The 22,468-nt window shown below is 39.4% G+C and carries 15 protein-coding genes and 2 tRNA genes; 1 reads left to right on the top strand and 16 read right to left on the bottom strand.

Annotated features, from left to right (window positions below; all coding sequences use genetic code 11):
* Positions 1–166 precede the first annotated feature (166 nt).
* Positions 167–1,585 (top strand): sensor histidine kinase, encoded by a 1,419-nt coding sequence (locus R2R35_RS13405; protein WP_317730321.1) that lies wholly within the window; start codon positions 167–169, stop codon positions 1,583–1,585.
* 274 nt (positions 1,586–1,859) lie between these two features.
* Here the strand turns inward: R2R35_RS13405 and R2R35_RS13400 are convergent, their stop codons facing one another.
* The 16 genes from R2R35_RS13400 to ftsH all read right to left on the bottom strand — a co-directional run bounded on the left by R2R35_RS13400 (position 1,860) and on the right by ftsH (position 22,458).
* Positions 1,860–3,545 (bottom strand): ABC transporter ATP-binding protein, encoded by a 1,686-nt coding sequence (locus R2R35_RS13400; protein ID WP_317730320.1) that lies wholly within the window; start codon positions 3,543–3,545, stop codon positions 1,860–1,862.
* A complete protein-coding gene (locus R2R35_RS13395; RefSeq protein WP_317730319.1) occupies positions 3,535–5,346 on the bottom strand; it encodes an ABC transporter ATP-binding protein in 1,812 nt (603 codons plus the stop codon). Before R2R35_RS13395 ends, R2R35_RS13400 begins: the two co-directional genes overlap by 11 nt.
* A gap of 465 nt (positions 5,347–5,811) precedes the next feature.
* A complete protein-coding gene (locus R2R35_RS13390; RefSeq protein WP_317730318.1) occupies positions 5,812–6,309 on the bottom strand; it encodes a tRNA (cytidine(34)-2'-O)-methyltransferase in 498 nt (165 codons plus the stop codon).
* Positions 6,310–6,327: 18 nt separating this feature from the next.
* Complete coding sequence (locus R2R35_RS13385) at positions 6,328–7,491, bottom strand: aminotransferase class I/II-fold pyridoxal phosphate-dependent enzyme (RefSeq protein ID WP_317730317.1); 1,164 nt, start codon at positions 7,489–7,491, stop codon at positions 6,328–6,330.
* Positions 7,488–7,973: an Lrp/AsnC family transcriptional regulator gene (locus R2R35_RS13380; protein WP_317730316.1), complete on the bottom strand. Its 486-nt coding sequence runs from the start codon at positions 7,971–7,973 to the stop codon at positions 7,488–7,490. Before R2R35_RS13380 ends, R2R35_RS13385 begins: the two co-directional genes overlap by 4 nt.
* 258 nt (positions 7,974–8,231) lie before the next feature.
* Positions 8,232–9,224, bottom strand: coding sequence for an AIR synthase family protein (locus R2R35_RS13375; protein WP_317730315.1), 993 nt, complete (start codon positions 9,222–9,224; stop codon positions 8,232–8,234).
* Between the two features lie 229 nt (positions 9,225–9,453).
* The gene (locus R2R35_RS13370; protein ID WP_317730314.1) at positions 9,454–11,034 is read right to left on the bottom strand and encodes a VanW family protein; all 1,581 of its coding nucleotides are present in this window, start codon (positions 11,032–11,034) and stop codon (positions 9,454–9,456) included.
* 503 nt (positions 11,035–11,537) lie between these two features.
* Positions 11,538–12,275, bottom strand: a complete 738-nt coding sequence (locus R2R35_RS13365; protein WP_317730313.1) for an aminoglycoside phosphotransferase family protein — start codon at positions 12,273–12,275, stop codon at positions 11,538–11,540.
* Positions 12,276–12,390: 115 nt separating this feature from the next.
* A complete protein-coding gene (locus R2R35_RS13360) occupies positions 12,391–13,134 on the bottom strand; it encodes an exonuclease domain-containing protein (RefSeq protein ID WP_317730312.1) in 744 nt (247 codons plus the stop codon).
* An 81-nt stretch (positions 13,135–13,215) separates the two neighbouring features.
* Positions 13,216–13,884, bottom strand: coding sequence for an endonuclease III (gene nth, locus R2R35_RS13355; protein ID WP_317730310.1), 669 nt, complete (start codon positions 13,882–13,884; stop codon positions 13,216–13,218).
* A gap of 72 nt (positions 13,885–13,956) precedes the next feature.
* Positions 13,957–15,723 carry a B12-binding domain-containing radical SAM protein gene (locus R2R35_RS13350; protein ID WP_442872249.1) on the bottom strand — a complete coding sequence of 589 codons (1,767 nt, stop codon included), beginning with the start codon at positions 15,721–15,723 and terminating at the stop codon, positions 13,957–13,959.
* Positions 15,724–17,226: 1,503 nt separating this feature from the next.
* The gene (locus R2R35_RS13345) at positions 17,227–17,640 is read right to left on the bottom strand and encodes a putative ABC transporter permease (protein ID WP_317730308.1); all 414 of its coding nucleotides are present in this window, start codon (positions 17,638–17,640) and stop codon (positions 17,227–17,229) included.
* A gap of 175 nt (positions 17,641–17,815) precedes the next feature.
* Positions 17,816–17,886: transfer RNA gene (locus R2R35_RS13340), tRNA-Gly, on the bottom strand.
* A 27-nt stretch (positions 17,887–17,913) separates the two neighbouring features.
* Positions 17,914–17,999, bottom strand: a tRNA-Leu gene (locus tag R2R35_RS13335).
* Between the two features lie 105 nt (positions 18,000–18,104).
* Entirely contained in the window at positions 18,105–20,156 is a 2,052-nt protein-coding gene (locus R2R35_RS13330) for a glycoside hydrolase family 13 protein (RefSeq protein WP_317734793.1), read from the bottom strand.
* Positions 20,157–20,574: 418 nt separating this feature from the next.
* On the bottom strand, positions 20,575–22,458 hold the full coding sequence (ftsH, locus tag R2R35_RS13325) for an ATP-dependent zinc metalloprotease FtsH (RefSeq protein WP_317730307.1): 1,884 nt from the start codon (positions 22,456–22,458) through the stop codon (positions 20,575–20,577).
* Positions 22,459–22,468 lie beyond the last annotated feature (10 nt).

Below are 22,468 nucleotides of genomic sequence, written 5' to 3'. Positions count from 1 at the left end.
TATACCAGCCCGTATAATCCTCTTTGAGAAAAATGTCAATTATCCAAAGAGTTATGGGACACGCCCTGGCTTCCTTACATACACTTACATAGCCGTTATCTGATAGCGGCTATGTAAGTCAGTAGTTAACTGCAAAATACCTTTTGCAAAAAGAATGGAGCAACACATGAAACGGACCCTTTTTATGAAACTCATCCTGCTTTATTTTGCTTCGGCAGTATTTATGTTCCTGCTGCTGAATACCTATGGTTTAAATCATTATGCGGAAAAGCTGGTGGAAGAAAAGAAGATGCAGCTCTATACCCAGGCGCTGTCCATCTCCAACGATTATATGTCAGATTTTTATAATCAGAAGCTTTCCCTGTCGGATTTATCTTCAAAGGTCAAAGCAATGTCCACCATGCTGGATGCAAGGATATGGATCGTCAACAAGAACGGGACTGTACTTTATGATACCACTCCCTCGGATACCGGAAACGACTATATAAACATCTTTGAGCTGGACTCAGATTTCTTATATCAGCCCTTTCCTGCCACCGGCAGTTTAGAAAGCGTCTTAAAAACACCTATGGTAAGCGTTGTATATAAGGTATTATATAAATATCAGGTACGAGGTTATGTAGTAATTCATTATTCCTATGATAAAATACACAAATCAAGCCTGGGTTTTACTGATACCCTGAATATCTGCCTGCTTATATTCTGTGCTTTTCAAGTCATAGTATTTGCTTACATTTATTACGCAACCGTTCGCCCATTAAACAAACTAAACAAAGCTGCGCTGGAATACACAAAAGGCAACTACACCTATTCCAGACCCCTTCACACCACAGATGAGTTCGGCACATTATCCAATTCCTTGGCATATATGGCTGGTGAAATTCGAAATCTGGATAATTACCAGAAGAAATTTGTGGCAAATATCTCCCACGATTTCCGCTCTCCCCTAACCTCTATCAAAGGTTATGCAGAGGCTCTTTTAGATGGTACCATTCCTTATGAGATGAAAGACAAATACCTTGGAATCATCTCTTTTGAAACGGAGCGTCTAACCAAGCTTACAAGCGGCCTGCTGACCCTGAATGGTTTTGAGAACAGGGGTACCCTGTTAGAGATTACCTCCTTTGATATCAATCATATTATTAAGAAAACTGCGGAAAGCTTTGAAGGCTCCTGTAAGGATAAGAAAATCACCCTAAACCTGATTTTCTCCAATAAGGTGACCCTGGTAGATGCAGATATGGGGAAAATTCAACAGGTATTATATAATCTGTTGGATAACGCCATAAAGTTCAGCCACCATAGTTCCACTATCAAGATTTCCACGCAGGAAAAAGGTGATAAGGTGTTCATTTCTGTGAAAGATTACGGTATCGGTATACCAAAAGAGAGCATTAATAAGGTATGGGAGCGCTTCTACAAGACCGATTCCTCCAGAGGCAAGGATAAGAAGGGTACAGGTCTTGGTCTGTCCATAACAAAGGAAATTATCAGCGCCCATAATGAGAATATAAATGTTATCAGTACCCAGGGTGTAGGAACAGAATTTGTATTTACACTGCCACGTACAGATGGTTTTATCTAATTGGTTCTTTTATAGAAATTATTCTATAATTTCCCCCTGTAAGCAAGGTTCTTTCAACATTAATGTAAATGTCAAGAAACCCCTTGGCTTTCCTGCAATACACTGCCCGAAAGACATGTTGCCATTTTTATATGCCAGAAGCTGGTAACTATTATGCAAATGCATAGCACATAAATGAGTAAGATATCTTTGTCCAGTATGTGGTGGAAACCCAAGAGGCTTCAACATTGATTTAAACCAACTGCACCAAACAGGAAGAGAAGACTATATGTCCTTAGGCCTTTTGAGCAGCCGCTAGTTTACCCTTTTTTAATACATAAACTTCATTTGCTCTTTCAATAGTTGAAAGGCGATGCGCTACGACAAGTGCCGTTTTATTCTTAAATACATCCGCCAGTCCCTTTTGAACCAATTCTTCTGAATTCGAATCCAATGCAGATGTAGCTTCATCCAACAACAGGATAGGCGCATCTTTTAAGATAGCCCGTGCAATAGAAATACACTGTCTTTGTCCGCCTGAAAGTTTCTTCCCGCTTTCGCCTACCATTGTATCATAAGCATCCGGCATCTTCATTATAAAATGATGGGCATTTGCTTTTTTAGCGGCTTCTGCTATCTCTTCTGTGGTGGCATTTATCTTACCGTATCTTATATTCTCTTCGATTGTACCGTTAAACAAATAGGCATCTTGAGGCACATAGGCAATCTGATTTCTTAATGCTTTCAGGCTAAGCGCATCAATTGATTTGTTGTTTATATAAATATTCCCCGAACTTAAGGGATAAAAACCCATTAGTAATTTAATGATGGTACTCTTTCCAGCTCCACTGACCCCGGTCAATGCAACTGCACTCCCTTTGTATATATTCAACGTTATATTATTTATTAATGTATCCTGGCCATTATACAGAAACCTAACATTCTCTAACAGAATTTCACCACATTCTGTCTCGTTTCTTACCTCTGAATTCCCCTCTCTCCTATCAGGTTCCGGGATCTCTTCCAGTAACTCTGATATACGGGAGGCTCCGGCAAAAGCGCCTTGTAGCTGAGCTCTAAATTTCCCAATATTTAAGAACATATAATTTACACCTTTTTGCAAGCCTACAATTACAACCACTGTATCCAATTCAATTTGACCGCTCAATACCATTAGTACTCCTATTACATAGACTCCCGTCATACTTAATACTCCGGACAAATAATTTATACCATTTAGCTGTGAATTCTTACAGACACGTTTATAGTTAAGTGATGCATTTTCCTGACTTTCCCTGATATATCTGCCTGTAATTATACTTCCTATGTTAAATATCATCGTTGTCCGATAACCTGTTGTTATATCAATTAAATATTGATTCAACACCCCATAAGATTCCTGAATCTTATTTCCCAGTATACGCAAGGATCCGGAAAAGGCTATATTAGCTTTTGCAGAAAGAAAACCAATTACCATAGTTATCAGTGCTAACCGGAAGTCCATCCGAAGCATTAAAACAGCTGAGCAAATTCCACCGATTAATGATACACCTGCCATTTGCATATCATCATTTAATGAACTTTCAATTGAATTTATATCATTCATCATTCTAGATGTCAAATCTCCGCTATGCTTACTATCATGATAAGACAGGGGCAATTCAACTACCTGTCTGAACACCTTTAACTTTAACTCAGCCATTGCTTTCTTTATTACACTTACTTTAAGATAAATGCAAAATGGAAATAGAATTATACCTATCAAAAATGCTATGATAGCCAGAACAAATCCACTGAACAGAAAATGCATATCTCCTGTTTCTACTGTCTTGATCATATTTTTATTAACAAAGGCACTTAATACATTACTAGTTACATTAATCGTACAGCTGAGAAACAGCGCGAAAAAATAGATCCATTTCATTTCCTTTAATAAAGAAATCATTTTATATAATTCATTTAAGAAATGCTTAACTTTCATTCATCGTTACCTGCCCTGTTCTGAGTGGATATACCATCTGTTTATTCTGTTGATTATACAATTTCTTATATATACCATCTTTTAGAATAAGCTCGTCATGGGTACCCCCTTCTTTCATCGTTCCATTATCCATCACCAATATCCTGTCAGCCCGTTTTATTGTAGATAATCTATGGGCAATTGTAATTATGGTCTTATCTCTGGATACTTCCTCCAATACCTGCTGTATAAGAAGCTCCGATTCATAATCTAAAGCTGATGTTGGTTCATCCAGCAGTAAGATAGGCGCTCCTTTTAAGATAGCTCTGGCTATTCCCAGTCTTTGTCTTTGTCCACCCGATAATTTGACGCCTCTTTCTCCAACCTGTGTATCATAGCCATTGCATAACTCCATTATAAAATTATGGGCATTTGCTGCTTTTGCTGCTCTTATGACCTCTTCACGGGTAGATGAAGGCTTACCAAATCGAATATTCTCCTCAATAGAATCCGGATACAGATAAGTGTCCTGTGCTACTAATGCAATTTCCTCCCGCAAGCTGCTTGGCTTCCAATGGTTAATATTTTTTCCATATACTTTTATCTCTCCATTCCTCGATTTATAAAAACCACAAATTAAATTTATAATTGTACTTTTTCCACATCCGCTTGCTCCCACAATTGCTGTATTGCTACCTTTATTTACTTTAAAACTCAGGTCTTTTATCGCATCAATGCCAGATGCATATCGAAAGGAAACCTTATGAAAATCAATGACTGTATCACTGACCCTTTGCTTCTCTTCCTCACCGGAGGTTCTTTCTGTTTGCAGTGTATATAACTGCAACAGTCTTTTTCCTACTCCCAAAGAACTTCTGATATTCATTATCAGATTAGGTAATTGGGAGGTGGGATTTACAATAAATCTCTGTAATAAGACAAATGCTATGAGACTGCCAGCTGATATTTCTCCACTAAACGCCAGATATCCTCCATATGTCGCACAAACCACATAAGGAAATTCATATACCATGAACATTATTGGCATCATAAAACAACCTCTGCTATTTATTTTCCTTTGATATAGTTCCAGGGATTTATCTATTTTTTCTGCACATCGCTTATAAAATACTTCCTGCAGATTATAGGCCTTTAAGATGGAAATTCCCGTAATTGCATCTTGGATAATGCTGTTTGTCTCACCCAAATACCCATAATAATCTTCATAATATTTATCCATAGGTCTGCTTAATATATTTGACAGAATTAATGCTATAGGAATTGATATAAAGCTTAGAATAACAAGCTTCCATTCTATGGTTAATAAATATGCCGTGGTTGCTATAACGATTAAAGGGGTATAAATATAGTTTGATAAGTTCCCAAAGAGTGCTTCTAATTTCGAAATATCATTACTTAATCTTGATGTTATATCACCGGAATGCATCTCATCTTTAGCAGCTACCTCCACTGTATCATAATGCATAACTACTTTATTTCTGATATCCCTGATTGCAAAGATGCCGGCACGACCTGAAGAATAAGGCATCAGGAAACTTGCAATAACGCCCAGGAGTAATGTACCTGTAAGCATCATTATAATTCTTGTTATAGCTTCTCTGCTGCTGTCATTTATGATATTAATTAATTTTGTTATAAAAGAAACAGAAGCTATATCACAAACACTAATAACCGCTGCGCAGATCAAACTTATTACCACCCACTTTCTATATGGTCTGACGAATCTTAATAACTCTTTGAAAATCACCCATTCACTTAAATCCTTAGCTTTTTCACTTAAATCCTTGGCTTTTTCGCCCATACTCCATCCCCTTTTCTAAAAATAATATGTACTCTTAATAAATGAATCTCAAACATTTAATCACAAACGTATTATACTAATGTTTATCTATCTAGTTTATATAATACAATTTTGTTTATTATATCTGTAAACGCATCTCCTTATAATTTGAAAACAAACTAATTTTATAATTGTTTAGAAAAAATGTCAACACTTTTTAAATATGTTGCAAAATAGTTGGTAAATAAAAAAAGCCAAACAAGGCAGGGAACCTGTTCAACTCCTTTAATTCCTATGATAAACTTTTTCCTGCACGCAGTTCGCTTTCATATTCAGCTTGCACTAGAGACAAGCTCCCTATTCCAGAGCAAAAAAATAGAAGCTGCATTGTCAATCTTGAATGCAACTTCTATTTATACTTTTAGCAGATATGGACTACATTAATTTATTATTTCTTCTCTCATGGGAAAGAGTTTTATAAGTTTCCTAAGCTTCATCCCAGGAATGGCGGTGCAACTTTCCTGCCATTCGCATCCCTGAGAAATCATTATGTCTTAAAGCCTCGTACAGTACAATCGCAACAGAATTGGCAAGATTTAACGAGCGAATCTCTCCCATCATAGGAATACGGATTGCATTTTCCTTGTTATCAAGCAATATCTCCTCAGGAATTCCAGCACTCTCCTTGCCAAACATAATATAAGCATCGGGCTCGTAATCAGCATCTGTATATACCTTTAAGGCTTTGGTGGTTGCCATATAAATCTTGGCCCCCGGATTCTTCTCTAAGAAATCAGCATAGTTTTCATAGATTGTAACATCAAGGTCCTTCCAGTAATCAAGACCTGCTCGTTTAATCTCTTTTTCCTCCAGAGAAAACCCAAGGGGTTTTATTAGATGGAGCCTGGCTCCTGCTGCAACACAGGTACGTCCAATGTTCCCGGTATTAGCAGGTATCTCCGGTTCCAGTAATACGATGTTCATAACGTAATTCCTCTTTTCTTATCCACGGTGTTTCTTAACAAACCGCTCGATTCTTTCTACGGCAATCTTTAAATTCTCCATGGAAGAAGCATAAGAAATACGAAGGAAGCCTTCTCCGCCGCATCCAAAAGCAGTTCCCGGAACAGCAGCCACCTTTTCTTCCATCAAAAGTTTCGTAGCAAACTCATCTGAAGTCATGCCCATGCTCTGAATGCTGGGAAAGATGTAAAAAGCTCCAAAAGGCTCGAAACAGGTCAAGCCCATATCATTAAAGGCTTTTACCAGATAATTTCTTCTCTGATCATAGGACTCCCTCATCATAGCGACATCAGCATCACCGTTTCTTAAAGCTTCAACAGCAGCATACTGGCTGGCAGTCGGTGCACACATAATGGCAAACTGATGAATCTTTGTCATCTGCTCAATGATAACTGCAGGACCTGTAGCATAACCCAGCCTCCAGCCTGTCATGGCATAGGACTTGGAGAAGCCGTTAATAACAATTGTCCTCTCCCTCATACCAGGAAAAGCAGCGATGGATATATGCTGACCGCCATAAGTAAGTTCAGAGTAGATTTCATCGGATATAACAAACAAATCCTTCTCAAGTATGATAGGGACAATTTCAGCCAGATCCTCTTTTGTCATTACGGAACCTGTAGGGTTGTTGGGGAAAGGAAGCACCAACACCTTCGTCTTATCGGTGATGGACTCAAGAAGGCTCTCTTTTGTAAGCTTAAACTCATCCTTCTCCTTTAATTCAATAATAACCGGTTTACCGCCTGCCAACACAACACAGGGTACATAAGAGACATAACTTGGCTGAGGCACCAGTACTTCATCGCCGGGATCCAGCATAGCTCTGAGCGCTATATCAATTGCTTCACTGCCGCCAACGGTAACAATGGTTTCATGATCATAGTTATAGCTTAATCCGAAACGTCGGCTTAAATAGCTGCATATTTCAATCTTCAATTCCTTTAAGCCGGAATTGGAAGTATAAAAAGTCTTTCCCTTCTCCAGGGAATAGATGCCTTCTTCGCGGATATGCCAGGGAGTATCAAAATCCGGCTCTCCCACACCCAAAGAAATCGCATCCTTCATTTCACTTACAATGTCAAAAAATTTACGTATGCCGGAAGGCTCAATGCTTACGACGGTCTTTGATAATGGGTCTCTCACGGTGTAATCAGCATCCTTTCATCTTTGGTTTCATGAACCAGGGGCAGCCCATGCTCTTTGTATTTCTTCAGAACAAAATGAGTCGCAGTACTGAGAACCGCTTCCATAGGTGCTAATTTGCTGGACACAAAGTTAGCCACTTCTCTCATGCTTTTGCCTTCGATTATTACCGTAAGATCGAATCCACCGGACATCAGATAAACTGATTCTACCTCGTCAAATTTATAGATTCTTTCCGCAATCTTATCAAATCCCTGACCTCTCTGAGGTGTTACCTTTACTTCTATCAGGGCTGTTACCTTTTCACTCTCTGCGTTATCCCAATTAATCAAAGTTGGGTAACCACAGATAATAGATGCTTCCTCTAATTCCTTAATGGCAGTTGCCACTTCTTCTTCAGTTGCATTAAGCATAGCAGCCAGATCTTTTGGTGTAAGCTTACTATTCTTATCAATAGCCTGTAAAATTTTTTCCTTTAACATTTTCATACCCATGCATATCGCAGGAAAACCTGCAATACTGCCACAAACATAAGAATGAGGAGAAAGCCTGCATTCTGATGTGAATCCTTAAAGTGAAAGAAGATCCTGTGGCATCCTTTCGATTTTATATTTTCTTTCACCCGTCCCAGTATAATACCGTGCTTTGGTAATAAAAAAGCAATTCTTAAAAGGCTCCTTTATTAAGACCATGCATTTGCTTCACTTGTGCTATGTATACATGGTGTTTGTATGTTTCCGTTATTTTACAACGTTAACCTGATAAAGTTCATCCGTTTTCGGGGGCTCCAGGAATCTCTCTTCCTCCTGATTTCGTATGGTTCTTGCATTACCGTCAGTAAATCTTCCGATTACAACTGCCGGAATACCGCTGTCATTTAACTTTTCTGCAAGTTCATTTCCTTTCCCGGTAACCAGTAAAAGAGAGCCTGCCGAATAAAGCTGATAAGGATTTAAATCAAAAAATTCACAGATTTCAATGGTTTCCTGTCTGATAGGAATTTTCCTTAAATCTGCTGTCAGACCCAATCCTGTGCGAACTCCAAGTTCCCATAAGGCTGCAAAAATACCGCCTCTTGAGGGATTATGCATAAGTTTCACTCCGGCTTCCTCTCCGATATCCGCATCTGCGGCTATGGACAGAAATGCGGTAAAATCCTCTGCATTCTGTATAAAATCTCTGTTATATCTGGTTAGAAGCTCTTGTGTATGCTCCTTGGCAAGGATAGCAGTCCCTAAAAGCCCTGCCCATTTCGTCATTACAATCTCATCTCCGGGCAGGACGCCCGCGGATGCGGTAACCCGGCTGCGACGTATCTTTCCGACACCTGTCACTGTAATAACCGGCCTGTTGACGTAGGAAGTTATCTCTGTATGTCCACCTATGATCTCAAGGTTATATGCTTTGGCTGTGTTTTCCGCTTCCTTCATAATATTCTGAAGCTGGGATTCCTGTGAATCCTTCGGAAGCAGTATCGTAAGCATAACACCTATAATATCACCGCCAGCTGCCCTGATGTCTGCTACAGCACTATGTATGGCAGTAGAAGGAAGCAGTTCTTTCGAAACTGTTATGGGATTGGAGGTCAAAAGCATTCCTTCCTCTTCTCCTATTCCCAAAGCTGTGCAGTCCACACCAACTCCAGGCCTCTGAAGTACTTCATCCCTTCTCTGCTTTATCTGTCTTAGGACGGAACGCTTTAATATAGCTTCCGATACTTTCCCCATCTGCATGGTAACTCCCATCTGTGCCCAAGGCACATTTATAAATTAGGATATAATTCATAACAACAGATAGTTTAAAAAAATCAAACTATTTGTTTATGCAATACCGCAAGTATGCTTGTAGTATGCCTTTCAATCTATAAATTTCGTGTATTAGATTGTGAAAAGGGGTTGTTGCATAACAAAAACTGTTATGCAGCAACCCACACAGACCATTCTATTAGTCTGCATCTGCTTCTTAAATGTCATCATCCTGGGGTTCAATAACGCCCTGGCTGCCATCATCGCTACTCTCTGTTTCACCGGTACCCTTTGTCTGACCTTTTTTGCCATCAGACTGTCCTTTATTACCCTCTGTCTGTCCTTTGTTTCCGTTTGTACCAGAAGCAGGTACATCCGTTGCACCTTCTGAGGAAGTATCGGTTGCATCATCTGGTTCTTCCGCATTCTCTTCCGGCTCTGGTTTCTTCGTTCCAATTGTTACATATCTTGGAGAAGGGTTATATACACTCTTATTAATTTTTGTACGGCTTACTTCAACACCATTTTCATAGACAACTTTATAAAGCTCTGCTGAGTAACCTGTGTGAGCGGACTGAGTTGTATATTCATAGCCTTCCAGCTGATTCGGGTCTTTGGTTACTACATCTGCACCGGGGGCTTTTTCATTTAAAACAACCGTCTCAAACTTAATCTTTCTTCCCTCTGTGTCTCTGGTTTCATTTCCCCAGATATTAAAGGTTATGGTTCTTCCTTGCGTAGACGCTTCAATTACAATCGGTGTATCTGTGTCATTTTTGAATTTCAGATCTTTCCAGGTTCCTGCAATAGCAGCATCTCTTGAGAGAGATACATAACTAATGGTCATAGAGTGGGGAAATCTCTCCACCACTTCCAGCTCTGAAAAGAGCACTGCATTATACAGAGTCGTTGTTACCTGGCAGGCTCCGCCACCAATGGAATCTATTACTTTACCATTTGCATATGCGCCTGCTTCGTAATATCCGTTTGCCTTTGTAAAAGGCGTTAATTTTTCATAAGCAGAAAATACATCCCCCGGATACAATACTGTATTATTGATTAGTCTTGCACCATTTGCCAGGTTAGCTGCACGATCGTTGGAAGATGATGTATAGGTAGTGGAATAGGAGCCAAGAATGGTGTTACATTTTTCTACCATTTCTCTGGTATACTTCGGCTCGTCCTTTTTTATTTCTGCTGATATGTTAACATCCTCACCTGTCCAGTCCTGTAATACAGCTTCTTTGATAGAATTAGCGGTTGCAGTGGTATTTACCTTCATACCCACCACTTCATCGGTATAGACAAATTCGCCATTCTTTCTGGCTACAGTGGCATTTTTCGCTTTAACATTATGACTGGATAGCTGTTTCTTAACAAACGTCTTCAGCTCATCATCTGACATGCTGAATTCCAGCTTATAGGTAAGATTATTTTCCTGGGTATCCTTTAATTCTTTATATTGCTTGATCAGGTTACCGTTTTTTCCGATTTCCAGGGCTTCCTCAATATACGTGTTCTCTTTGCTGGTGAACCCTAAATCTGCCAGGGATATTTTTTCTTTCTCCCCATCTATATCAACGGTTACTGTTTTTCCCTTCAATGAATCTACGTAATCTTTTACTGCCTGTTCGGCTTGTTCCTTGGTCATTCCACCAATATCAACCGAATCAATATATACCCCTTTGGTTATTACTTCCTCTTCGGCTGCGGCAAAAGCCTTGGTCCAGTTACAGGTAGATAATAGAAATAATGCAAAAACAAACACTATCCGTATTACACATTTACTGTTCTTCATTGCTTTCCCTCCTCTGCTGACTGATTTTTAGAGGCAGCAAAATCGCTGCCTTTTATCAGAAATTAAAAAGCAATTTCTGATAAGTATATAATAGGAATTTTAAAGCATTCCTATTATCGGATGCACGGCAGCAAAGGTCGCTGCCTTTTATCAGAAATTAAAAAGCAATTTCTGATAAGTATATAATAGGAATTTTAAAGCATTCCTATTATCGGATGCACGGCAGCAAAGGTCGCTGCCTTTTATCAGAAATTAAAAAGCAATTTCTGATAAGTATATTATAAACAATAATTCTTATGTATATCAATATTTATTAAAATATAATATTGATAAGCATAGGTGCTACCATAGCCAGCACCAGGACTACTACTATTACTAAAGAGATTGCTCTCTTTACCTTGTGGTTGTTGAAATTCAATTGATACACCTCTTTCTTATTTCATTAACAGCAATTATATTCCTGTCTTTTATATTTAAGTTATAAAAATTTTAACCAACTGCAATCATATATATTCATTGGGACATTCGCCAGCTCTGGCAATACCTATTACAAGCAAATAATCCTTAATCCTATCTTTTGTTATTCCCATATAGCCTAAATATTTCTTCACAAGTGTCTGTTTTATATCTAATAACCCTTCTTTTTCTGTAGCATTTTCAGAAACAGGCGTATATTCTACTAAATATACTGTACGGGCTATGTCATACAAATAATTTCCTCTGCACAGATTCATAAAATCTATTGCATAGGTCTGCGTTCCAGATATCAAAATATTTCCTGGATGGTAGTCACCATGACACAAGGTATTACCCTCAGGTAATCTTTGGAGTATCCGAAGTGCTTCTTCCTTCTCATCTATCTTACAACGCTCAGCATTATGAATATGATATGCCAGAAACTCTTTGTAATCAGGTAAATCCTTCAAATCAAATTCCAGCATTCTTTTATGCAGAGCAGCCATCATAAAAGCACACTTATCCAGATCTCCAGTCTTAAAAAACCAGTTCTCCAACGACACTCCCAAAACTTTTTCATATACTATTCCTGAACGTCCTTTGTATCTAAGCCTTTCATAGGGAATGGGCTTGGGAAAATCCAATTCTTTTACAGACAATGCTTTTGTGTATTCATTTTCTACAGCAGGCTCCGGGTAACCCTCATAAAAAAGCTTCAGGACTTTATCCTTACCCCATTCAAAGACTTCTGCCGTATTTCCGGAACCAATTAATTGTTTCTCCATATTTTGCTCCATGGATTGCTAGTCCTGTTACTGCATAAAATACACTTATTATTTTCTAAGTACTTGATACATTATAGTATTGTTTAAACTACTCTAATTATTCTGAGCTTTATACTTATGTGGCAGGCTTATAGTTTAACCTTCCCTTGTTGAGAATAATGCTGTCAATCAATTTAGAAGCTTCGCTTCTCGTCAGATTGTCTATGGAATTCATATATTCTATCTTATGATATTTTAATAAATCATTCAAGTAATTTTTTTGACTTGCAGTGATGGGCTGGGACTTTTTTACCTTATAGGATAAGACCTGCGGCTTAAAAACATCACTGTGGCTGTCAAAAAATTCATTGCACATATATGCATAGACCATAGCCGTAGCTTTCGCATCATGGAATGCCCGGTGGGCACTTGGATTTACCACATTATAGCGATTGCATAAGCTCCCAAGGCTTTTACTCTCTTTTTCAGGGATAGTTCCTCTGCTGATCTTAAGAGTATCAATTCCTTCTCTTTCAAAGCTGTGTCCCAGACGCCCGGCACTGACCTTTATGAAGCTGTAGTCAAACATTATATTATGCCCCATTATAATATCTTCTCCGGTAAATTCAAGGAAATTCGGCACCACTTCAGCAGCCGTTCTTGCATTCGCAAGCATTTCTTCTGTTATTCCCGTAAGCTTGATAATATTCTCCGGTAAGGGTAAAGGCGGTTTGATCAATTCGTTAAAATACTCTGTTATTTTACCCTCTTTAACTCGGACAGCACCTATTTCAATTATATGATCTTCTTCCGGTGAGAGTCCTGTGGTTTCTATATCAAAGCATACAAAGGAGGTTATCATTCCGTTTTTCTTTGTCATTGTAACCTCTTTTCTGGATATCTGATTAAAATCCATATCCTCTAATCTTTTGTTTATATAAATTACAATAAAATCTTTTCGTTATTTCAGATTATCCCACTTACTTTCCCACTTGCACTGGTCAAATAAAAAGCATTCATTGCATTTTGGGCTCCTGGCAGTACAAATGCTTCTGCCATGGGCAATAATCTGAAGATTATACAAGATCCAATGGTCCTTTGGCAGAACCTTCATAAGATCGAACTCAATCTTAACCGGATCTTCCTCTTTGGTAAATCCCAGCTTTCCGGAGATACGTTTTACATGGGTATCAACAACAATGCTGGGCTCATGATATATGTTTCCTCTGATAACATTGGCTGTCTTTCTTCCTACTCCCGCAAGCTTTGTTAATGCATCAATATCATTTGGAACCACACCGCCGTGATCCCTAAGCAGTGCTTTTGTACACTCAATAATATTCTTCGCTTTATTATGATAAAAGCCGGTACTGTGAATGTCCCTCTCAAGCTCCCTTAAATCTGCCGCTGCAAAATCTTCAAGGCTCTTATATTTAACAAAAAGATCCTTTGTAACGATGTTAACCCTTTCATCGGTACACTGGGCACTTAAGATTGTCGCAATCAGCAGCTGCCAGGGAGTTTCATGATTCAGATAACACTTATATTCCCTTGTATAATATTCGTCCAGGAGAGCAAGAATCTGCTCCACTCTCTCCCGTTCCTTTTTAGTAATTCTTTTTACTGCCATAAATTCTCCCATTCCGCCGCTGACAGCAGCTTAAAATCTGATGAAAGAAGATTGAAATGTATTTTCAGGCGACTATAAGACCACCTCTGCCTGCCCTGCCTGTTTATTAAGCGGATTCCTGTTTTTATAATCGTACAGAATAAACTGCTCTTCCCCTGTTCTTATGCCTTTGTCAGCTGTCTGGTACACATTAAAAGGATAATGTTCTATATGAAGAACACCCTTTACATCCTCCGTTCCAATATCTCTTGACAGACTAACTGCTATTCTGTCTTTGTCCTGATAAAACAACTGATATTTCTTCTTATAAGCTTCATAGTCCTCTGCAAAGGAAGGTCTGCTCTTAAGCTTCTCCCTGCAAAAGAGGTCATGAACCATCAGGCTCTTAAGTACCTTAACCTCCCCGTTCTCCACCGCCGCAATTCTTTGTTCGAAGAAGGATAGCAGGGTTTCATATCTTCCCATTCTGGAGGAGCTCATAAGGTGAAGTCCTAATTCCTCATAATAATTCCCCAGCGCAAGAAAGAAATCAAAAGGTGTATCAAAAAAGTGCATCAGATACTTTAAGGTATACTCAAACTGTCCGCTGTTATAATAAATCTCTGTCATACTTTCCACTTTCTTAAGCAGCAGGATTTCATCGTAACTGATCCATCTGGTATAAAGGACTTCATAAGGCGGTTCCTCCTGATACACAATATCCCATTGGTTGCCGGACAGCTCCTGATTCAGGGTGGAGCCCTTTAATACCTTTAAGAATCCCAGCTGAAGTTGATCCGGCTTCATGGCATATACTTCGTTAAAAGAAGCCCGAAAGGAAGGAAAATCCTCCAGGGGAAGACCGGCAATCAAATCCAGATGAATATGGATATTCTCACCTCTTTGAATCTGATGAACCACCTCTTTGATTCTCTCAAGGCTCATCCTTCTGTGTATGGCATCCAGTGTATTCTCATTAGCAGACTGTACACCGACTTCCAGCTGAACCAGTCCTTCACGCATGGAATTAAGGAGTTCTATTTCGTCAGCTTTCAGAATTTCACCTGCAATCTCAAAGTGAAAATTCGTGATTCCATTATCATGCTCCTTAATAAACCGCCATATTGCCATGGCGTGGTTGTGATTACAGTTAAAAGTCCTGTCTACAAATTTAACCTGAGGCACCTTATTCTCAAGGAAAAAAAGCAGTTCCTCCTCCACTTTCTTCACATTACGAAAACGGACCCTTTTATTTTCCGAAGAAAGGCAATAGCTGCAGGAATAAGGGCAACCCCTGCTGGACTCGTAATAAATAATCCTGTTCTCAAGCTCAGATAAATCCTCATAAGGGAAAGGAAGCTTATCCATATCCATTTCTTCTCTAAAAGGTGTCTGAACCACTAAATCCTCTTTCCTGCCGTCCCGAAAGCAAATACCCTTTATCTTTAAGAGCTCTCCCTGTCCATCCACATAAAATTTCATAAGTTCCAGGAAAACCTCTTCTCCTTCACCGGCCATAATACCATCAATAAAGGGAAGCTCCTCCATGAGAGCCTTTGGATCATACGAAACCTCCGGTCCACCCAGCCACAGCTTAACCTCTGGCAGTACTTTTCTCAGTTCCCTGCACACCTTCTGAACCATACCAAAATTCCATATATAGCAGGATACTCCTATAAAATCCGGTTTCTGTTTATAGATATCCATAAGAATATCGTCTTTATATTGATTAATGGTATATTCAGAAATCCTAATACAATCCTTATAAGGCAAAGCATAATTTCTTAGGCTTCTAATTGCCGGATTGGAATGAATATATTTTGCGTTAATACCTACCAATAAAACTTTCAATCTAACCACCATTGCGCCTTGGCGCGCTCAAATCAGCAAATAGCGTCTTTCAAGCTTAACCGCAGCACCTCTGCTTATCTAGTAATTTTCGGTATAGTGTCTGTAACTGTCTATACCGTATAAAACCGCTTATTCATGCCATACATATCCTTATGATAAATAATTTATAAGGTGAAAACAAAATAAGCAGAAACCTTTAAAATCATAGGCTTATGCTTATTTTAACACAACATACAAGAAAAGGAAACCTGTCTTTACTGGTAAAGGACGGTAAAGGTGAAAAGGAGGGGTTTTGGGAAACGGACGATGAGTTTGGCTTATATTCCTCCATCTCCTGTTCAGGGTTCCAAATTCCACTAAAATGACAGAAGTTGTTCCTGGCAGGTGAAAGGATACCAAACTCGCTGAAAGGCGCTCAGACAGTGGTATCCTTTCACCTAGTCACAACTGCTGTCATTTAAGTGTCCTTAGGAACCCTTCAATGGAGATGGAGGAATATAAGCCAAACTCATCTGGTTGTTTTCAAGATTATGCTTTTGATGCCTGAGTCTAAGTAGTAAAAGTTAATTAGAAAATCCTATGTATAGATATAACACGATAGAGATTACGTACTTATGGAAAATTTAGGTGTCAAAAACTTTAGCAGTTTAAGCTGAGTACAGTTCAGTATTATCAGCACCGTAAGAAATAACAGGATAGAGATTTTGTACTTATGGAAAAAATCAGGGTCAAAACTTTTACAAACGTTTATGTTGAATGCAGTTCAGTATTATCAGTATCATAAGAAACAAGTTTTATCGACTGAAATAAGGCTAAACATCACTCAACAGATATTGCAGGTGTAAAATTATAATAATAATGATAAATAAGTGAAATCGAAAGTGGCGGTTTTGGTAATTACCCAACTGATGAAGCAAAATTATTAATCGCTCATTAGAATCATGAACTGTATTATATTAAGGATACATTTATTATAACAAAAATCCATCAGCTTCTCATAAAGTAGATTGATTCATCCCCCTAAAGTCTTTGACACAGATACTTCAAGAAATTTTATCATCAGCTACTATTACCATAATACTTAAAATCCTTGGCGTTTCACAATCTGGATGTCATTCTCTCAAAACCCTACCTCTTCTCATATACCTCAGCATGTAAAGACCGCAATATCCAAAATCATAATTCCATACATCAATACCAGCAAACTGAAAGGTTATGATCAAAAAACAGATAATTTGAGGTTCTGTTTAGTAGTTTTGTATTGAGAGAATCCTTATTCCACTTAAGCGGCAGAAACTGTGACTAGGTTAAATTAAACCACTGTTTGAGCACAACAGCTTACACTGAGACAAACTACCAGCGAGTTTGGTTTAATTTTACCTGCCAGGAACAGTTCCTGCCGCTTTAGTGGAATAGGATTCTCGAAGAACAAAACGTATAAACAGAACCTCGAATTATCGTCCGCCCCCAAAACCTCCCGTACTGCAATATATATGCTTTACCTCAGAGTCTTTACGCCCTCACATTATTTCCTGCCAGAAATCCTCTAAGCTGATTATCCAGCCAGATAGCCGGCGCTGCCAGTACAAACCATACCAGGCTGAACAAAGGACATATCTGCCCCCAGGCATTTAAGGGAATCTCTGAATAATCCCAGACATTGAGGTTCATCCACAGATTAACGATTATTCCCGCAACCAGCTCCACTGCCGTTATTGCCAGAGAAGCAAGAAACATTTTTCCCGGAAGAGGAATTTCATGACCGTATTTCTGATTAATAAAATCGATTATAAGAAAACAGATGCCACCTGCAATGAGCATGGAGATGTGGGAATAACCTCTGAATAAGGTCTCAATGCCACAATAGATGAAACCTCCCACAAAGAAAAAAAGAATATATTTTAACGTGTTATTTATTTTAAGCATACCTTTTTCATCCTTTCTGATTAATAGCGCATGAGCTGTTAGCTGTCAGCGCATTTCATTCGGTTGAAAATTAGTATGCTCGGTTTTTTTACTTAAACTTATAAATTTACTACATTCCATCACTTCCCTTAGCAAAGACTGCCAAGGTGACATTTGGAAAAATGGGCATGAAAAAAGCGGGTGATGGGAATCGAACCCACGTATCTAGCTTGGAAGGCTAGTGTTCTACCATTGAACTACACCCGCAAATCTATTATGAGATTTTAAAAACCATGCCGGCGACCGGAATCGAACCGGTACGGGCGATTAGGCCCGCAGGATTTTAAGTCCTGTGCGTCTGCCAGTTCCGCCACGCCGGCATCTAAAATCTTTCTGACAAGGTTAGATTATAACACAGTCACAAATAGATTTCAAGTGCTTTTGTACAAGTTTTTTATAAAATTCAAAAAATAATAAAAATACACTTATGCCTGGAAGAAATTCTTTATGATAACCGAAGCCGCCGGAGGAAGCGTTAGCTTTAAAACTCCTCCATCGGTATAATACATTTCTGAATCCAGACAATAGCCATCTCTGGTTGTTAATAGCAGCCTTGCTAGTGTTTCCTTATCCTCAATCCCTATACGCCAGGCTTCAATCTCCACCTCCATTTGCGCTTCTGTATTATTTAAGGCAATAATAAATTTATCTTTCTTGTCAAATCTTCCATAACACAAATAGCCATAATCAGCATGCAGCATCAGATGGGAGCCGGTTTTTAAGGTATCATAGGTTTTATGAATATTAATAATATCCTTATGGAATTGAATCAGCTCCTGGTCTTCTCTTCCCCAGGGATAACTTCTTCGGTTATCCGGATCCGTCCAGCCGCATAAGCCGGCTTCATCGCCATAGTAGATAGTAGGTGCCCCAGGCCAGGTCATCTGTACCGTTACCGCCTCCCGGAACACGCCAAGATCTATGCCATTATCCGCAGCCTGAGGTCCTGCCGTTGCCGTTCTGCCAACCCTTTTGTTGGTTCTGGTTAAGAATCTGGAATGATCGTGATTGGAGAGTTCATTCATGGCGGTCAGCAAGGAGGTGGTCTGCATACCAACCATAGCATTTTTCATCAGACCTTCGAAAGCAGCTCCCGAATTGTACAGAGATTCCTCATAGGAATCACTGTGCTTTTCCATACCTGTAAGGAACCAGGTAAGCGGCTCCATAAAAGCATCGTAATTCATTACAGTATCCCATTCTTCTCCTAAAAGCCATTCCTTTGAATCGCCGTAATGCTCTGCCAGGATAACCGCCTCCGGATTAGCTGTTTTTACTGCCTTTCTAAAGTCCTTCCAGAATTGATGGTTAAACTCTCTGGTCAGACCTAAATCTGCAGCTACGTCAAGCCTCCAGCCGTCACAATTAAAAGGTGGTGATACCCATTTAGCTCCTATCTTTAGAATTTCATCATAGAGCTTACGGGAACCCTCATAATTTAACTTAGGCAAGGTCTCATACCCCCACCAGCCATCATAACTGCCGTTACCAGGCCATTTATCCTCTTTAAAATTAAAATAATCCCTATATGGGCTGGTCTTCTCCCAATATGCACCGGGTTTAAAGTCCTCTTCTCCTTCATAAATACCTTCTCTGTCCAGCCATTTGTGAAAAGAACCGCAGTGATTGAAGACTCCGTCTAATATTACCTTCATACCTTTTTCATGTGCAGTTTCCACAAGCTTTACAAGAAGCTCATTGCTTTTCTCAAGATTGATCCTGCTTGTAACCCTTTTTTTGTAACGGTTTGCCCTACGGTTGTCGTATACTCCTTCTGGCAGCGCCTCTTCACTGTCTTCTACAACAACTCCCAGATGCGGGTCTACATAGTCATAGTCCTGGGTATCATATTTGTGATTGGAGGGGGAAACGAACACCGGATTCAAATAGATTACTTCCACACCAAGGTCTTTCAGATAATCCATTTTCTTAATAACGCCTAACAGGTCGCCTCCATAAAATTCCCTGATGCCTACAGATGCCGGATATTGATACCAGTCCTCTGCCTTTGTCACACAGTCCCCTACATAATAATACTCCCTATCGGTAACATCATTGCCAGTATCTCCGTTATAAAAGCGGTCCACATAGATCTGATACATAACCGCACCTTTTGCCCAATCCGGTGTATGAAATCCAGGAGTTAAGGTAAAATGGAACTTCTCCTGAAGCTTATCGGTTCCTCCTGCCCGGTTGTAATAGCAGGTCTGCTCACCATCTGATATTTCAAAGTAATAATTAACCACATAGTTCTCTAACGCAATAACGCTTTCATAATAATCAAAATATATATCACTGTGGGTTCTATCCATCTTAACAGCTGAAAATTCCTGCGTATTTCCGGAGAAATGCATGAAAACGCTTAATTCACCCTTTTGAGTTCGTAATCGTATTACTACCTTCTCAAATTCATTGGGTTCCATGGGGTTTCTGTAATCAATCGTTCCGTCACTGTACAGCGCATTTTTATTTATCATATATATCAAACAAACCTTTCCTTTTATCAGGGCATATTGCCAGCACTCTGAATTCTGCTTTTTATTTTACGAAACTTTCCGAAATATTTGTCTCTGATAATGTATATTAAAGCATACGTTCAAAAATAGCAACCAGAAATTATAACTATTTTTGGACAAAGAAAAGGACAGCCATCGATGCTGTCCTTTTCTTGGAGAAGGTATTTTGTTACTTATGGGGTGTAGCAAAAACTATATAATGTATTGGGGTTTACGAGTATTAGTATATCACCATATATTCAAAAAGTGTGCACAAACTTAAAAAGTTTTAAAAAATTTTTTTGTCTGTTTTTATCACTCACCTCATTTTAGCTTTTACAGCCCCCGAAAATATTATATAAAAACCTTATATTTTGCAGTCTTTTTTTGTAACCTGCCCTTAGACCTCTAAAATTGGTGTATTACCGCCTTCATTTTGGGTAAGATTGGAACCATCTCCTCTGTGCAGGAACAGGGCTTCAAATTCTTCACGATTAATTCGCTCTTTCTCGATTAAGAGTTTCGCGCAGCTGTGAAGTACATCCATATATTCTGTAAGGAATCTCTTGGCTTCACTGTAACAGTTGTCAATCATCCCTTTCACTTCATCATCTATGATTCTGGCAACATTCTCACTGTAGCTTCTGGTATGTGCCAGATCTCTTCCGATAAACACTTCGTCATCATCACTGTCATAATTAACCATACCTACATTGGAGGAGAAACCATATTTTGTTATCATGGCTCTGGCAGTCTTTGTTGCCATCTTAATATCCGAAGAAGCCCCGGTGGTGATATCATCAAATATCAGCTCTTCTGCCGCACGGCCTCCAAGACCTACAATAATATCCTGCTTCATGCCACCCTTTGTATGGAACATCTCATCCTTTTCCGGTAAAGGCATGGTATAACCTGCCGCACCATTTCCAGTTGGAATGATAGACACAGTATATACAGGCCCCACATCGGGGAGAAGATGGAAGAGAATAGCATGCCCTGCTTCGTGATAAGCGGTGATCCTCTTTTCTTTATCAGAAATAACCTTGCTTTTTTTCTCCGTACCGATACCTACTTTGATAAAGGATTTATTGATATCCTCATGAACAATGTAAGAGCGGTTATCTTTGGCTGCGCTGATCGCAGCTTCATTTAAGAGATTTTCAAGATCAGCACCGGTGAAACCGGCAGTGGTCTGGGCTATCCTCTTTAAGTCTACATCCTCACCTAAGGGTTTACCTTTTGCGTGTACCTGGAGAATTTCTTCTCTGCCTTTTACATCCGGTCTTCCCACTAATACCTTACGGTCAAAACGTCCAGGTCTTAAAATGGCAGGATCCAGAATATCCACACGGTTAGTGGCAGCCATGACAATAATACCTTCATTGACACCAAAACCATCCATCTCTACTAACAGCTGATTTAAAGTCTGCTCTCTTTCATCATGTCCGCCGCCCATTCCGGTTCCTCTTCTTCTGGCAACGGCATCGATCTCATCAATAAAGATAATACAAGGGGAGTGTTTCTTGGCGTCCTCAAACAAATCTCTTACTCTGGAGGCACCAACACCAACAAACATCTCAACAAAATCAGAACCTGAGATACTAAAGAAAGGTACCCCTGCTTCTCCTGCTACCGCTTTTGCAAGAAGGGTCTTACCGGTTCCGGGAGGTCCTTCTAAAAGTACGCCTTTGGGAATTCTTGCTCCCACCTGGGTATATTTCTTGGGTGTTTTTAGGAAATCTACGATTTCCTGAAGCTCTTCTTTCTCTTCCTCAAGCCCTGCTACATTCTTAAATGTAGTCTTCTTATTCTCGTCAGTGGTCATTTTCGCCCGGCTCTTGCCAAAGTTCATAACCTTACTGCCGCCTCCGCCGCCTCCGGCAGCTTGATTGGACATATAGGAAAATAGTAATATTATAACTACAAACCCTAACAGATAAGGCAGCAGTGTCAGGAACCAGTTAGGTTTTGCCACATCATAAAACTGATGTGTAAATTTATCGGAATTTGCAACCGCAAGATCCCTTACCTCTTTGACATCCGGTACATAGAATTTCTTTACGTTCTTATCCTTCAACGTAACGATAACCCTTCCCGTCGGTGGTTCCTGATTCTGATAGATCTTAACATCGGTTATATTACTTTTTGATACATCCTCCAAAAAGTTGTTGTACTCGTACTGATCGCTTTGATTGTTCCTTATATTCTGGTGGACAAGGGATAAGACCAAAATAATTCCAAGGATAATGAGATAAGCTCCATATCCTTTCAGTTGTCTCTTCACAGACAGACCT

This window comes from Anaerocolumna sp. AGMB13020, assembly GCF_033100115.1.
Lineage (GTDB): Bacteria > Bacillota > Clostridia > Lachnospirales > Lachnospiraceae > Anaerocolumna.
This window is presented reverse-complemented; position numbering and strand designations above follow the sequence as displayed.